Source organism: Paenibacillus sp. BGI2013, from assembly GCF_002843485.1.
Classification (GTDB): Bacteria; Bacillota; Bacilli; order Paenibacillales; family Paenibacillaceae; genus Paenibacillus; species Paenibacillus amylolyticus.
Window position 1 is genome coordinate 69,823 of the sequence record NZ_PJFA01000010.1, and the last position, 15,288, is coordinate 85,110.

At 46.4% G+C, this 15,288-nt stretch carries 13 protein-coding genes and 1 riboswitch; of the genes, 6 read left to right on the forward strand and 7 right to left on the reverse strand.

Going from position 1 to position 15,288, the window contains the following annotated elements; all coding sequences use genetic code 11:
• Positions 1-39: 39 nt before the first annotated feature.
• Positions 40-141, forward strand: a riboswitch (SAM riboswitch).
• A gap of 92 nt (positions 142-233) precedes the next feature.
• Both mmuP and mmuM read left to right on the forward strand, forming a co-directional pair.
• On the forward strand, positions 234-1,646 hold the full coding sequence (gene mmuP / locus CXK86_RS22200) for an S-methylmethionine permease (protein WP_076253521.1): 1,413 nt from the start codon (positions 234-236) through the stop codon (positions 1,644-1,646).
• Positions 1,624-2,691 (forward strand): homocysteine S-methyltransferase, encoded by a 1,068-nt coding sequence (mmuM, locus tag CXK86_RS22205; protein ID WP_101314570.1) that lies wholly within the window; start codon positions 1,624-1,626, stop codon positions 2,689-2,691. Before mmuP ends, mmuM begins: the two co-directional genes overlap by 23 nt.
• An 83-nt stretch (positions 2,692-2,774) precedes the next feature.
• On the opposite strand, the gene CXK86_RS22210 is transcribed toward mmuM, so the two are convergent.
• The 5 genes from CXK86_RS22210 to CXK86_RS22230 form a co-directional block, all read right to left on the reverse strand.
• A complete protein-coding gene (locus CXK86_RS22210) occupies positions 2,775-5,177 on the reverse strand; it encodes an ABC transporter permease (protein ID WP_101314571.1) in 2,403 nt (800 codons plus the stop codon).
• 2 nt (positions 5,178-5,179) lie between these two features.
• Positions 5,180-5,938, reverse strand: a complete 759-nt coding sequence (locus tag CXK86_RS22215; RefSeq protein WP_101314572.1) for an ABC transporter ATP-binding protein — start codon at positions 5,936-5,938, stop codon at positions 5,180-5,182.
• Between the two features lie 103 nt (positions 5,939-6,041).
• Positions 6,042-7,484 (reverse strand): HAMP domain-containing sensor histidine kinase, encoded by a 1,443-nt coding sequence (locus CXK86_RS22220; RefSeq protein WP_101314573.1) that lies wholly within the window; start codon positions 7,482-7,484, stop codon positions 6,042-6,044.
• A 20-nt stretch (positions 7,485-7,504) separates the two neighbouring features.
• Positions 7,505-8,206, reverse strand: a complete 702-nt coding sequence (locus CXK86_RS22225) for a response regulator transcription factor (RefSeq protein ID WP_101314574.1) — start codon at positions 8,204-8,206, stop codon at positions 7,505-7,507.
• A gap of 237 nt (positions 8,207-8,443) precedes the next feature.
• Positions 8,444-9,274 carry a helix-turn-helix domain-containing protein gene (locus tag CXK86_RS22230; RefSeq protein ID WP_036668130.1) on the reverse strand — a complete coding sequence of 277 codons (831 nt, stop codon included), beginning with the start codon at positions 9,272-9,274 and terminating at the stop codon, positions 8,444-8,446.
• Between the two features lie 375 nt (positions 9,275-9,649).
• On the opposite strand from CXK86_RS22230, the gene CXK86_RS22235 reads away from it, so the two are divergent.
• A complete protein-coding gene (locus tag CXK86_RS22235) occupies positions 9,650-10,426 on the forward strand; it encodes a sugar phosphate isomerase/epimerase family protein (protein ID WP_101314575.1) in 777 nt (258 codons plus the stop codon).
• Between the two features lie 55 nt (positions 10,427-10,481).
• Positions 10,482-11,501, forward strand: a complete 1,020-nt coding sequence (locus tag CXK86_RS22240) for a Gfo/Idh/MocA family protein (protein ID WP_036668128.1) — start codon at positions 10,482-10,484, stop codon at positions 11,499-11,501.
• Positions 11,502-11,772: 271 nt separating this feature from the next.
• Here the strand turns inward: CXK86_RS22240 and CXK86_RS22245 are convergent, their stop codons facing one another.
• Complete coding sequence (locus CXK86_RS22245; RefSeq protein ID WP_101314576.1) at positions 11,773-12,720, reverse strand: aldo/keto reductase; 948 nt, start codon at positions 12,718-12,720, stop codon at positions 11,773-11,775.
• Positions 12,721-12,740: 20 nt separating this feature from the next.
• On the reverse strand, positions 12,741-13,745 hold the full coding sequence (locus tag CXK86_RS22250; protein ID WP_101314577.1) for a Gfo/Idh/MocA family protein: 1,005 nt from the start codon (positions 13,743-13,745) through the stop codon (positions 12,741-12,743).
• A 118-nt stretch (positions 13,746-13,863) separates the two neighbouring features.
• On the opposite strand from CXK86_RS22250, the gene CXK86_RS22255 reads away from it, so the two are divergent.
• Together CXK86_RS22255 and CXK86_RS22260 are read left to right on the forward strand one after the other, a co-directional pair.
• Positions 13,864-14,703 carry an AraC family transcriptional regulator gene (locus CXK86_RS22255; RefSeq protein WP_091019159.1) on the forward strand — a complete coding sequence of 280 codons (840 nt, stop codon included), beginning with the start codon at positions 13,864-13,866 and terminating at the stop codon, positions 14,701-14,703.
• A gap of 106 nt (positions 14,704-14,809) precedes the next feature.
• On the forward strand, positions 14,810-15,217 hold the full coding sequence (locus CXK86_RS22260) for an RrF2 family transcriptional regulator (protein ID WP_017692155.1): 408 nt from the start codon (positions 14,810-14,812) through the stop codon (positions 15,215-15,217).
• The last annotated feature ends 71 nt before the right edge of the window (positions 15,218-15,288 follow it).

Genomic DNA, 15,288 nt, shown 5'->3' on the forward strand with positions numbered 1-15,288 from the left:
CACATTCATGATAGATCGCTATATTAGTAAAAAATCATTTTCTTATCCAGAGAGGTGGAGGGACTGGCCCTTAGAAACCTCAGCAACAGATCTGAAGGATACTGTGCTAATTCCAGCGGGTGAAAGCCTGATAGATAGGAGCGTTTGTTTTTATTTGTCAGTAACGGCGCACTCTTTAGGCAGAGTGGGTCTTTTTTGTTTTTTCTGGATGAAGAAGTAGGGGAGCAGCAGGTATGGAGAACAACAACGACAAAGGGCATTTTCAGCGGAAAATGCAGGCACGGCATGTGGTCATGCTCTCTCTCGGAGGAGTCATTGGAACGGGATTATTCCTCAGCTCAGGTTACACCATTCAGCAGGCGGGACCACTGGGAACCATTCTGTCCTATCTGATTGGAGCCATCGTTGTGTATCTGGTGATGCTCTGTCTTGGTGAACTGTCTGTTCATATGCCAGAGACGGGAGCATTTCATAGTTATGCAGCCAAATATATCGGACCGGCAACAGGTTACACGGTGGCTTGGTTATACTGGTTAACCTGGACTGTTGCGCTTGGCTCCGAATTCACAGCCGCCGGATTGCTTATGCAGCGCTGGTTCCCATCGGTAAACGTATGGATATGGAGCGCGGTTTTTGCACTGATGATCTTTCTGTTTAACGCTCTAACGGTGAAATTTTTTGCGGAATCCGAGTTCTGGTTCTCATCTGTAAAAGTAGTGACTATCGTAATCTTCATTATTATCGGTGGCGCAGCCATGTTTGGGTTCATTCCCATGGCGGATTCTGAACCGGCTCCATTTCTATCGAATATTACCGCATCCGGGTGGTTCCCTCATGGGGCTACAGCGATATTGATGACCATGCTTGCTGTAAACTTTGCCTTCTCAGGCACCGAGTTAATCGGCATTGCCGCCGGTGAGACGGAGAACCCGGAAAAGACGATACCAAAGGCTATTCATACAACGCTGTGGCGTTTGGTTATTTTCTTCATCGGAACGATTATTATCTTGTCGGCCTTGCTGCCCATGTCGGATGCCAGTGTACTGGAAAGTCCGTTTGTAGCGGTAATGGAGCGGGTGGGTGTACCCTATGCAGCAGACATTATGAACTTTGTTATTCTGACGGCGATTCTCTCTGCTGCCAATTCAGGCCTGTATGCATCTTCACGTATGCTCTGGTCTCTGGCTGACAAAAGAACGATCTCTCCGTGGTTTGCCAAATTGACCAAAAGCGGAGTACCGCTGAATGCACTTCTGATTAGTATGGTGGGTGGTGCGCTGGCCTTGCTGTCCAGCATCATTGCGCCAGGTACGGTGTATATTACGCTGGTTTCCATTTCAGGTCTGGCTGTCGTTGCAGTATGGATGAGTATCAGTGCCTCCCAATACATGTTCCGCAGACAATATATCCGGGAAGGACATGCGGTCAAAGATCTGGTCTACCGCACACCACTGTATCCGGTGGTACCAATTGTTTCATTTATATTATGCCTGGCTTCATGCATAGGTATTGCCTTTGACCCGACACAGCGAATTGCGCTGTATTGTGGGGTTCCGTTTATCGCAGTATGTTACGCTGCTTATTATCTGACAGAACGTGTGAATAAGAAAAGAGGACAAGTACATGACGCAAGAACAACAGACTAACCCCATGGAACAGATCCTTCGTGAACATCCGGTCATGATTCTGGATGGAGCGTTGGCTACGGAACTCGAACAGCATGGATGTGATCTCGATGATCCACTATGGTCTGCTCGTGTGTTGCTTGAGAATCCGGATGTTATTGTTCAGGTCCATGCAGATTATTTTCGAGCAGGAGCCGACTGTGCGATTACATCCAGTTATCAGGCGACGGTGGATGGTTTCCGCAAGAGAGGGATTGGTGAACAGGCAGCACTGGAGCTGATCCGGAAGACGGTGGAACTGGCTGTACAGGCGAGAGATGACGTGTGGGCAGAAGTGCAGAGTAGTTTAGTAGGGAGAGAAAGCTCGACAGGTCAGCTTGTAGAAGCTCCTTCGGTACGTTCCGAGAACGTAGAGAATGAGGAGCATATAACAGATCGTACAGTAGATCGCGAAGGGGACAGTTTTCGTCCACGTCCAATTATTGCCGGGTCCGTTGGTCCGTACGGCGCCTATCTGGCGGATGGTTCAGAGTATGTGGGACATTACGGCGTGTCGGATGAGACGCTGGCCGCATTTCACCGTCCGCGTATGGCGGCGCTGATTGAAGCGGGTGCTGACATTTTGGCGTTTGAGACAATTCCTTCGTTGCAGGAAGCACAAGTGCTGGTTGATTTACTGAAGGAGTTTCCTCATGCGTATGCCTGGTTATCCTTTTCTTTAAAAGACGGGACAAGCATCAGCGAGGGCACACCGCTTGAGGTATGTGCACAGAAGTTTGGCTCCGAGCCGCAGGTTGCGGCGATTGGCCTGAACTGTGCTCCGATGGAAGTGGTGACGGAAGCAGTGGGTATTTTGAGCTGTACCAGCGATAAACCTGTTATTGTGTATCCGAACTCGGGAGAAGTATATGATGCAGCAACGAAGACGTGGAGCGGACAGGGTACCTGTGGCAGCATGAGTGATGCTTCGGAGCAGTGGGTTGCTGCGGGCGCGCAGATTATTGGCGGCTGTTGCCGCACTACGCCACATCAGATTGGTGCACTTGTGAAGAAATGGCGGAATTAGTTCATATCATGATAACAAGCCCTTCCACATCCTATAGAGGTATGGAAGGGCTTGTTTTATTGTGTTAAGGCATTCTGATTACATTATTCGATAACCAGTATACGTGGCGATGCTTCCCGAATGATTCTCGAAGAGAACCACGAGCCAAGACTGGCTGCAATGATGCTTAGACAGGTGAACAGTACCATTCCACCCCAATGCAGGATCAGTGGAAGCTGTACGATACCATAACCGGAAAGGACCATTTCGAGTAGAAGAGGCAGCAGGTATACGCCGACGAAAATACCCAGTATGGCTCCCACGGAGGACAGTATGAACATTCCCATGGTGAGCGACAACCGGATTTGGCGAGATGTCATTCCCAGCGATTTGTATATCCCGTACGTTCTGCTTTCTTTACGGATATTGATTCTACAGGTACTGAAAATAATGATGAACGTCACAATGATAAACAGAAATCCGATCAGGCTCATCGGATAGATCAGGATGTTAGCGGCTTCTGCGTAAACCGAATCAAGCAAAGTCTTCTGAGTGACTACCGAAGCAAAATCTTTAAATTGCTCATTTAATTCAGAGGCAACCTTACCCGCTTGTGCCATATCGTTCACATTGATGAAGATAACATCAAATTCACTATAATCCGGGTTCACACTTCTCATGGCATCAATGGTGATTCTGCCTGAAACAGACATGTTGGCGAACGCCTGATAGATGCCTGTGATGAGGAATGTACGCTTTTCTCCTTCAATATAGATATCGATAAGATCACCGAGATCTTTATTTGATGTTTTGGCTACACTTACACCAATGGCAATTTCATTCGCATGTTGTGGGTTAACCCCTTTTAACGTTTCGAATCCAAGTTCCTGATAACTCCCGTCCAGTACACTCAAGTTGAGACTGATGGATTGGCCCTCTACTGCTGCCAAAGACTCCGGGCTAATTACACCCGTTGTGTTCCCTTGCCAGCCTACATTGCTGATCCTCGAATCCTGCGCTAACACGTGCTTTAGTTCAGCCTTGGGGAAGTTACTTTTGTTCACTACGACTGCTGCGATATTGGCATTGTCATACCCCCATTTAGCTGCGGTCTGTTCAATTCCGTTTATACTGGTCAGCAGAACATACCCCAAAACTAGTACGGAGGAAGCCATGGTAGTCAGCAGGATTGTTAGAACAGAGCTTTTGGTGTTTTTGAACACATGTCGGAATCCAAGCACGGCGGTCACAGGCAGTCGTGTGAACCCGATCCAGTGCGCCAATGGCGAATTCATTTTGCCAGCCATCCGGCTGTGATCTGTCTCCGACATACCATAACGAATAGCCTGCACGGGCTGTATGCTGCGTGCCTTTTTGGCATGTAACACAGTGAACAGAATCACTAGAGTAAATAGTAGTACGCCGGCCAGTATGGCCGCATCCAATCCTTGAACTGGAATGTTCTGATTCCCCACTCGAAGAGAGGATACAGAAATATTAATGATCCATTTGGATATCCATATACTGAGTGCAAGTCCAGGGATAATGGCTACGATGGATATCAATGCATATTGAATAACATAGGTGCCTATCGTTTTTCGGGAAGTCAGACCTAGTGATTTGAGGATTCCTATCGTTCTGTAATTGGCCAGGATGGCATCCGCAATCGTAAATCCGATGGTCATCAGGGCGATAGAGAGCATGACAACACCCATGAATATCATGATGAATCCAATAACCTGATTGATGATCAGATAAAAAGAGGCAATGGCCTCGAACTCCATTTTGGATTCCAGAAACGGAATACCTGTCTCACGATTGTACCGTTCCCAATACACCGAATTCATGCTGTAATCGTTAAAATGGATGCCCATCATACGATTCTCGTTGCCAGCAAGTGTAGCGAGATCATGTTGATAATCGGCAGGATTCATCCAGACCCGTGCTGTATTGGAGAAGGGTGCCCCGTATGGTACATCGATGACAATGCCCGATACATTCAATTCAAGTGTGCTTGAGCCGGTTTTGAAGCCAATGGTATCACCTACCGAGATATGATAAGCATTCGCCATGGACGTTGGAATCCAGACGGAGCCTTGTTCGGGAACTGTGTCGGGCGTCCCGCTTGAGAAAATCAGTTCATCCACACCCCATGGCGGTGGAGGCGTATTAAACATGTACAGGTAGATGTTAGGGATGTGAGTTTCATTCAAAATGATGCCTGAAAATGTACGATACGTTAGCAAAGGGGACACCTGAACTCCATCCTGAGAAGCCCACCAGTTGTGCACAGCGTCAGGGTCATTCAGTCCTTTTTCAAACGTCAGGATCTGATGAGATCCATGGGTTCGGGTATGCATTTCATAAAACTGATTGCCGGTGTTCGCCAGAATGACAGTAGCTGTAGATACAAGAAGTGTCGAGAGAAGCAGGAGCAGCGCAATCAACGCATTTTGTATTTTGTTCCTACTCAGATACGACAAGCTAAGTTTAAATATGACTGCCATCGTTATTCCTTCCCCGTAACCAAAGCGAAGATAATCGCTTCACGATCCTGAATTTGATGTTCGTCATAGGTGTCAAACTCAAGGATTCCGCCAATCTTGCCGTCTTGAATATAGATCAGGCGATCTGCCCGACAGGCGGCCTTGATATCATGCGTCACCATAACAACAGACTGTCCTTTTCGATGAATATCTGTAAGGATATCGAGAACGGCTGTGCCATGTTCCATATTTAAGCTTCCGGTCGGTTCATCCGCAAAAATGATATCCGGCGAATTGATCAAAGCCCGTGCAATCGCAGCTCGTTGCTGCTGTCCTCCGGAAGTTTGGGATGGGAGGCGGTTACGCTGTCCATCAATATCCATGGCATTCATCAGCTCAGCAGCGCGGGATAGGATGTCCTTCTTTTTGTTTCCTGCAATATATCCCGGTAAAGCAATGTTCTCTTTGATGGAAAGGTCTGGGACCAGATTGATACTTTGATAGATATAACCGATCCGGCGGGTGCGGAAATCGGACATTTGACGTTCACTGTAAGCGTCAATCCGCTGGTCGCGAAAATAGACCTCACCTGCTGTAATCTGATCCAGTCCGCTTAGCAGATATAAGAGGGTTGATTTGCCAGAACCAGAGTTACCCATGATGACCGTGAATTCCCCTTCATAGATATCAAGATCAACATTACGGATGGCATGATGTTGTTCACTTCCGCTGTTGTACGTTTTGCACAGATTCTGTGCACGGATAATCACCTTTTTGGACAATTCGAATCACTCCCGAGTGTAATATAGGATTTATTCTAGAGGAGGGATGTTGAGGAAGCCTTATCAAATTATGAATAAAGTATTACAGCTGTTGAGTGTGGGCTCAGCAGATCGGCAGATAGAACCGGAAGGTTGTACCTTGTCCTTCTTTACTAGTAAAGGAAATATGGCCTCCATGTGCTTCAATAATGCTTTGGCAGATAGAAAGGCCCAGCCCTGTACCTTCCTGAACACGTTGTTCTGCATGACTCGCCTGGCCTCTGAAGTAACGCTGAAAAACAAACGGCATGTCCTGTACACGTATTCCCTGACCCGAATCGGCGATCGTCACATTCAAATGCTCAGATTCCAGTTCCATATCTATACGTATCGTGTCTCCTGGAGCTGTATGCTTGAGGGCATTGGCGGCAAGATTGGAGATCACCTGTTCAATTCGAGTGGGGTCGATAGCGATTAACACATTGGGGATGTAGTTGGGTCCTTTATAGATAAGCCCCTTTGTTAGAGCAACATGTTCAATAGGTTTCAACATCGTCTCCAGTATAGGCCCACTGTACAACTCACGGGTTTCCACCGAAATTTGCCCCAATTCCTGAAGTGCATGAACTAGCAGATCCTCCACAAGGCGGGCTGTTTTATCCGTATGGGTTCGCATCACTCCCATATATTCCATCAGCGTCTCCTGATCGTTGCATAGTCCTTCCTCAATAGCTTCTATGTATGCTTTTATCGTGGTAATTGGTGTTTTAATGTCATGAGATATATTGGTGATGAGTTCTTTTTGTGCTTGTTCCTGCTGAATACGCTGCTCGCTCATATGTTTAATCTCTGTGCGCATGAGATCAAACATGGCATATACTTCGAGCAATTCATCGTTCCGGTTGTACTGGATTTGTTCTTCATAATTGCCTTTAAGCATGGATTCCGCATGTTGCTTCAATTGATGGATGGGAGAGAGCAGGTGTTTGTCCAGTTTTCGTTTCATCCAGAATAGAAATAAGCTCAGAATCAGTGACAGGAGCAGGAGTGCGCTAATCAATATAACCGGAAAAGTCATCGATTGCTGAACCGTAACCATGGCTTGGGGGATGGAAAAGATGGCATTGCCGATCTGACTTCCCGTGGGTCCGTCCATCACAGGAAACGCCAAATCAAGCAAATCGTTACCATCCGCGGCCTGAGTGGCATGATGCAGATCATAATGAAGAGCTGTACGTAGATTAACTTGCGTCCCTTCAGAGGTGGGGTCGGAGGACAGAATGACTTTTCCATCCAAGTTTAGATAGGTAAGCAGAACCCCGGTCTCTCTTGCGATGGAACGTATGTCTTCACGAATATTTTGTTCATTAAGATGCTGATAATTTTGCTCCAAAGCGAGTAAGATCGGATTGACCTTGAGTCGAACCTGATTCAAGGACAGATTGGATTCGCCTGAATTTCGATCTTGTAACAGTATCATCGACAGTACAAGGATACTTAAAACGATAATAATGAGAAGCCCAAGTGTTGTTAACAACCAGCGTTTGGACCAGCTGTTCAATGACATGTGGGTGCCTCCAATCTCACTTATTCGTAATTGAATTTGTAACCGACACCCCATACCGTCTTCAGAACGGTCGGATGCGAGGCATCTGCCTCAATCTTTTCACGTAGTCTGCGAATGTATACGGTTACGGTATTTTCATCACCGTAGGTTGCATATCCCCAGATGGCGTCGAGCAACTGGGCTTTGGAGAATACCTGATTCTTATGGCTTGCCAAGTAATGAAGTAATTCGAATTCCTTGGCAGACAGAGAAACTTCCGATCCGTTTAGTGTAACTTTATAGGCTTTTTTATCAATCACCAGGTTTCCAAGATGCAACAGATCTGTTCTGTCTCCAACGGATGTCATACTGTCATAACGCCTGAAGTGGGCATTAATTCGTGCTAACAATTCGCTCAGCGAGAAGGGCTTGGTCATATAGTCGTCTGCTCCAAAGCCAAGACCAAGTACCTTATCGGTATCACTGCCTCTGGCACTTAGAATGAGGATGGGGATATTGTTGCGCCTTCTGATCTCTCGACAGACCTCGATCCCGTCCATGTCCGGAAGCATAATGTCCAGAATGATATAGTCTGGTTGAATAAGCTCCATAATCTGAAGTCCATCTTGTCCAGTGGCTGCCACGGCGGCTTCATATTGATTTTTGGTTAAATAATCTCGCAGAATGCGCGAAATATCTGGTTCATCCTCGATGATGAGGACTTTGCGCTGGTGGGTTAGCATATGTATCGCTCCAGTATGATAAATGTGAATTTAATGGATATGTATGAATTTGTAAAGTGACTGTCTCTATAATTGTACAGTCTTGTTCTGTAGGAGTCACATGAAAAAAATATTGAAGTGAACTTCATTCTTATATAAAACGTTCTGACTTCCAGTCGTACTGAAAGTTGATTACAGTTCAATGTATCAAAATAACCCATGAACCTCTTTAAGGTCATGGGTTTCTGGAACTGAACATCATACATGCTCCAGATCATCGATAGGCTCATGCTGCTTGGATTTGAGATATTCCGCCGGAGATACACCGAAGTGCGCCCGGAATACCCGGTGGAAATAGGAGTAACTTGCAAAACCGCAGGATTCGGCAATATGCTCCAGTGTCATTTCACTGTATTTCATTCGTTCCAATGCCGCATTCAGACGGATCTCAATCGCATATTGAATCATGGTCTGATTGTAGTGCTCCTTAAATAAACGGACTGCACGTGACAGACTGAGCCCTGCATAACGAGCCGCTTCATCAAGCTTGAACGTGACCGTGGCATGCTCCTCAATAAAACGTTTTAACTTCAGCGCAGAGGAGACTGCCCGATCGGTCTGAATATTCTCTTTAATTGCCCGGTCAATATATAGACATAATCCGCGCAGTAACGCATCCTTTAGCTCCGCATTTTCCTCAAGAGGTCCGCGACGTTTCTCAAGTAACATATTTCTCCACAGGCTGATGAGCTTGTCATCAAGTCCAATCCGGCTCACGGTAGATCGATGCTGCCGTTTCCACCAGTTCTCGATCCAGCTGCCCTCGCAGAACAGATAATAATCTCCGCTAGACAAGCGTCCTTCCTTATGTGGTTCATCTACAACGAGATGGTAGTCGTCACCAGGCTTTAAGAGCAGCAAATCCCCGCTAGTCATCCTGAATTCTTCATCCTGTACATACACTTTGCACGAGCCTTCGGTCTGCAGACGGAACAGATAGGTTTGCAACTCGCCCTTCATATTATGAGTGAACGCTTTATAGTGGTATGAGTAGTCACAGATCAGTACAGATGTCTCTAACGTATCCAAAGATAAAATCCCCCAATATGTACATCCTTTTACATCATAAGTTTAACTTAACATTTACACGAAAACGGAGAGGACAGAAAGAACCTGAAGAAACGAAGTGTTCGCCTTTATCTCCGGATTTTATCCTTTTGAAAAGGAAATCAAAAAAATCTGGGGATAACAGCGATCGGAAGGTTGTTCTGTCATCGGAGTGCCAGTGTAAATATCTTCAGTTGAAATTAGCTACATTCAATTGATGCAAAATGATGGAAATAAAATTTGATCAGATAGTTCATGTTCTGACTATATTGTATATGTTCATTCTAGCCTGTTTTGCGTTAGGATGATACCAGATAGAGCAATGAAAGCAAATTTGAGAACAGAGGTGTATCCTACATGAAAAAACTTAATATTGGTTTGCAATTGTTTACACTCCGTGATGAAACTGCAACAGATTTTCGTGGTACGTTGCGTAAGGTAGCGGCCCTTGGATATGAAGGTGTGGAGTTTGCCGGATATGGCGATATTCCAGCTGAGGAAATGAAAGCGCTACTAGATGAACTTGGACTGAAAGGATTCAGCAGCCACGTTTCACTACATGCGATGCGCGAAGACTTGCAAAAACAAATCGATTACCTGAAAACAATTGGTGCACAATATATCATTTGTCCTTACCTGATGCCAGAAGATCGTCCTGAGAATGCAGAAGGTTGGACCAAGCTATTCGCTGAGTTACAACAATATGGAGCTGAAGCAGCGAAACAAGGGTTGATCTTCGGATACCATAACCATGACTTTGAATTCCATGGCCAGGTTGGCGATGCCAATGCCTTTGATGCCATGTTCGCTCAAACATCACCGGAAGCGGTAAAAGTGGAAATGGACGTATGTTGGGTACAATTTGCGGGACAAAATCCGATCGAGTATATTAAACAATATGCGGGTCGCTTGCCGCTGCTTCATCTGAAGGACTTCAGCAAAGACGAACAGGGCCAGATGAAAACACTGGAATTGGGACAAGGTTCGGTTGACCTGCCAGCTGTTATTGAAGGCGCTACGAATGCAGGCGTGGAATGGCTGATCGTGGAACAAGACGTATGTCAGAATCCTCCGTTTGAGAGCGTATCCAACAGCTACAACTGGTTGAAAGAAAACTACCTGAATCAATTCTAATGGACCATCGAACCATGAAAAATGCTAATCTATTTGTCAAAGGAGACTTATGTACATGAGTAAAATTAAAGTTGCTGTATTCGGCTGTGGAGCCATTGCCGAGCGCAGACATATTCCAGAGTACGCTGCCAATGAGAACGTAGAACTTGTCGCTTTTGCCGATCCGGTTGTGGAGCGTGCGGAGAAGATGGCCGAGACTTACGGCGGTAAAGCGTATTCCAGTTACGAAGAATTGCTTGCAAACGAAACAGTGGATGCCGTTAGTGTGTGTACACCAAACTATCTGCATGCGCCAATGGCGATTGCTGCTGCAAATGCAGGCAAGCATGTATTGGTTGAGAAACCAATGGCAGTATCCACTGAAGAAGGCGAGCAAATGATCGAAGCTGCCAAGAAAAATGGCGTGTATTTGATGGTTGGTCACAACCAGCGTTTGATGCCTCCTCACGTAAAAGCAAAAGAAATTCTCGAATCCGGCAAACTCGGTAAAGTCCTGAATTTCCGTACATCGTTTGGTCACCCGGGTCCGGAAGGATGGAGTGTGGACGGAGCTGAAAGCTGGTTCTTCCGTAAAGAAGAAGCGATTATGGGCGCAATGGGCGATCTGGGCGTGCACAAATCCGACTTCATCCGTTATCTGCTGAATGATGAAGTATCTGAAGTGGCTGGTTTCATCAGCACACTGCACAAGGAAGGCACTAAAGTTGACGATAACGCAACTTGTTTGCTGCGTATGAAGAGCGGAGCGATCGGAACGCTCGTAGCGAGCTGGACACAATACAGAGCTGGAGACAACAGTACAGTGCTGTGGTGTGAGAATGGTGTTATGAAGATCGGAACAGTGGAAGGCGATGAAGTTATCGTTGAGCTGACCAATGGTACAGTTGAGACGTACAAAGTTGGTGCCATGGCTACCAACGAGAAACAAGTGCCGAGTGGTGTAATTGACGCATTTGTAGAGTCGATTGTCACTCAAACACCTCCAGCGATTTCAGGGGAAGAGGGCTTGCGTTCTCTGCAAGTGATCTTGGCAGCATTCGAATCCGAGAAAACAGGTCAGATCGTTAAACTGTAACCCATACGAATGACAGTGCAATTTCTAACATTCTAAATGGCTTAATCTATGATATAAGGGACTTATCTTCAGAGAAGTGTTCTGGGGTAAGTCCTTCTTTATTTGTTCCCGGGCAAGTGGGGAAAAGTGAACAGTATATATGGTAATTTGTGCAACAAGGTTAAAGCATCTGATCGCTTGTTCAGAACAGAAAGAGACTGACATTTCACGCTATCGCGGAATATCAGCCTCTTGGAGTCATTAAATTGAATGATGGAATGATTAATTTTCTTTAGATGCCAGCCGGTACATCACTGCCCAGATCCAACCATGCGATTTCAGCAGGAGTAAGCGTGATGCGTGATCCTTCGTCACAGGAGAGCAGTTCTGCCTGATTCTGGGCTCCGATCAGCGCACAGGTTGGGAACGTCTGATTCAATACATAAGCAAGTGCAATCTGGATTGGTGTTGTTTTCTTGGAATTAGCCAATTGTTCAGCCCGATGCAACCGTTCCCAGTTATCATCACTGTAGAATACACGCACCAGATCTTCGTTATCCCGAACTTCAGGTGTGAATCTTCCAGTGAAGAAACCACGCGCTTGGGAGGACCAGGATAGCAATGGTAGTTTGGTTTGCTCATGCCATGCCAGCGTCTCTGCATCTGCTGACACACAGCCTTCCCAGAACGGTTCGTTTGCTTTGGCGAGACTGAGATTTGGACTGCTGAATGTGAAGCCCTTCAGGCCATTCGCCGCAGCGTATGCATTGGCTTCTTCGAGCCGCTGCCAGGTCCAGTTGGAGGCGCCAATTGCGCCGATTTTGCCGGAATCAATATGTTCATTCAGTGCTTCAAGAATAACACTGACAGGGGTATTGGGATCATCGCGGTGCAAGGCATACATCTCTACGTGATCTGTCTGAAGACGCTCCAGACTTTCCATCAAGTCACTGCGGATGGCATCAGCGTTCACACGTGGCCCATTCTGGTCATGATGCGCGCCTTTGGTGAGAATGACGATCTGGTCGCGGTTACCACGTTCCTTCATGTAACGACCAAGGACTTCTTCACTCTGTCCACCACAATAAATATGTGCTGTATCTACAGTGTTACCGCCAATCGACAGAAAAGCATCCATGTTCGTAGCTGCTTTATCGTAGGCATTATGCACGAAATAATCGGTTCCTTTAATCAATCTGGAGACACGTTTACCTGCACCAGCAATTTCGATATATTCCATAAGTCAGTTCATCCTCTCAATTATAGTGTAATTCGTGTACGCTCTTCCGCTGAACGAAGGCAAGCTTCCAGTACTTTCATATTAGCTACCGCATCGGAAGGGGCGAAGCGCAAATCCTTGCCCTGAAGTACAGCACGTGCCATATCATCTCCCTGTAGAGAGTAGTGGTTCACTTGCGGGACTTCAATCTCTCTGCGTTCACCACCAGCCGTTACATAGAAGTTGGAACTGCGGTCCTGTCCGCTGATAAATGCCGAAGGGACTTCAATAATCCCGTCGGATCCCAATACCTCCAGCGTGTTGCGGAAGGCTGCCCACATGCTGCTGTCAAAGGTCACGCCAACGTGATTATCGAATTCCAGCAGTCCGGAAGCCATCATATCGACTTGATCATGCTGTGGGGAGAACATGCCAATAACAGTGGCTGCACTTGGTTCTTGACCAAGTAGCAGACGTGCTACGCTGATGGAATAACATCCGATATCATACAGTGCACCTCCGCCCCAATCCCGCCGAAAGCGGACATTGCCGGATGCATTGGAGTTATTAAATGAAAATGTGCTGTGCATACCACGAATCTCACCAATCTCACCGCTGGCAATGATATCTCGGATCTGCTCATATCTTGGATGATGGCGGTACATGAATGCTTCAGCCAGATGCACACCTGCATCTGCACAAGCTTGAACCATCTCCTGAGCTTCCTGTTCTGTCAGAGCCAGTGGTTTTTCGCACAAAATATGTTTGCCTGCTTCAGCAGCCCGGATCGTCCATTCCCGATGAAGATGATTCGGCAGTGGGATATATACGGCATCAATGGAATCATCAGCGAGCAAAGCTTCATAACTGCCATAAGCCTTGTCGATCCCAAGTTGTTCGGCCGTCTGTTTGGCTTTATCTTCGTCTCGACTGGCAATCGCGGTTACTTCATTTAACTCGGATTGCTGCAGGCCTGGAATGACGGATTCCACAGCAATGCTAGCGCTACCAAGAATGCCCCAACGCAATTTTTGAACTGAATTCATGTGTTGTATCCTCCCGTTTATGAATGTATATTGTGATTATAAAGAATAGACCAATGAATTAAAATGATAATATATTGAGGTTAGTTAACACAATATTGTTGATCAAGGAGAACCGGCTATGATGAGACAAACCGTATTGCTTACCCTGCAGGATATTCCATATTTTTGTTATCCCGAGTCCGTCGGACATTATATGGACCACGTCCAGCATTCCGTGTTGCGTGAGGCTGGCGCACTGAACAACTTTAATATTCACTACGTCGCTTCGGGCAAGGGATATGTGGAAGTGGACGGGGTGGTGCATGAGCTTCGCGCAGGTCAGGCGTTTCTCTATTTCCCGCAGCAGCGGCAGCATTATTATAGTAGTGAAGATGATCCATGGGATGTACGATGGGTTCATTTTTACGGTGAACGTCTGCATGATTATATGATCGAGCGGGGGTTACATCGCAATCTATTGTGGACACTGCGGCAACGCAGCTCTTGGGAAGAGGCTCATCTGGCCTTGCTCACTGAAGCGGAACAGAACACCATGCTGCGTCCAGCTCAGCTATCCACACTGACCTATGCCGTACTTGCCGAGTTCGTGCAGCATGCAGTACCTTTAAAGAGCACACGTACCACAAGTAAGGCGGAGAGTCGGGTTCTTGCACTTCTTCCACAGATGCAGCAAGAGGCCTGTCAACCTTTCCTGTTACAGGATTGGGCGGATCTCGCAGGTGTGAGTTCGTATTACTTTTGCAAAATGTTCAAGAGTGCTGTGGAGATGACGCCCATGGAATTTATCACTCGTTCACGACTACAGATGGCGAAGCAATGGTTACTCGAACGTCCTACGGCCAACATTGGACAAATCGCGGAGGAAGCGGGATATCCCAATGCCAGTTATTTTAACCGACAGTTCATGGCTCATGAGGGGATGACACCTACGGATTACCGCGGATTGTATCATAATTAACCCGTATCCTTTCGATGTTGCCAGCGCTTGAGGTATAGTGGTTTGACACAGAGCTCAATCAAGTCTATTATGGATAAATTAAATCCGTGTATAATGAGGTGCCCTCATGAAATATTCAAAAGCGACAAATTATGCTTTGCATACGATGCTTCATCTTGTAAGCACTGCCCCCGAACAGCTGGTTAGTGTACACCAACTTGCAGAATTGCAGAAGGTATCACCAACCTATCTGTCCAAAATATTGACCAAATTGGTTAAGGCGGGCATGATCGAATCAACTTCTGGCGCCAATGGTGGTTACCGGCTTAGTCGTAAAAATCCAGATCCTTCTTTCCTGGAGATCATTCATGCGATTGAAGGTCAAGCGTCCCTGTTCGAATGTTCCCAGAATCATAACGCAGGCTGTTTGATCCAGCAGGTGATGGTGCAGGCGGAAGAAGAGATGGAAAGTTTTTTGAACAATAAGAAAATGTCGGAACTGGCTTCCCAGATGAAGGGTGCACATTCCCTGTAACTTGCACTAGAAGTGATCTTTCCCCAACCTCGTGAGAGGTAAGGAAAGATTTTTTTGTATCGTTGTACCTA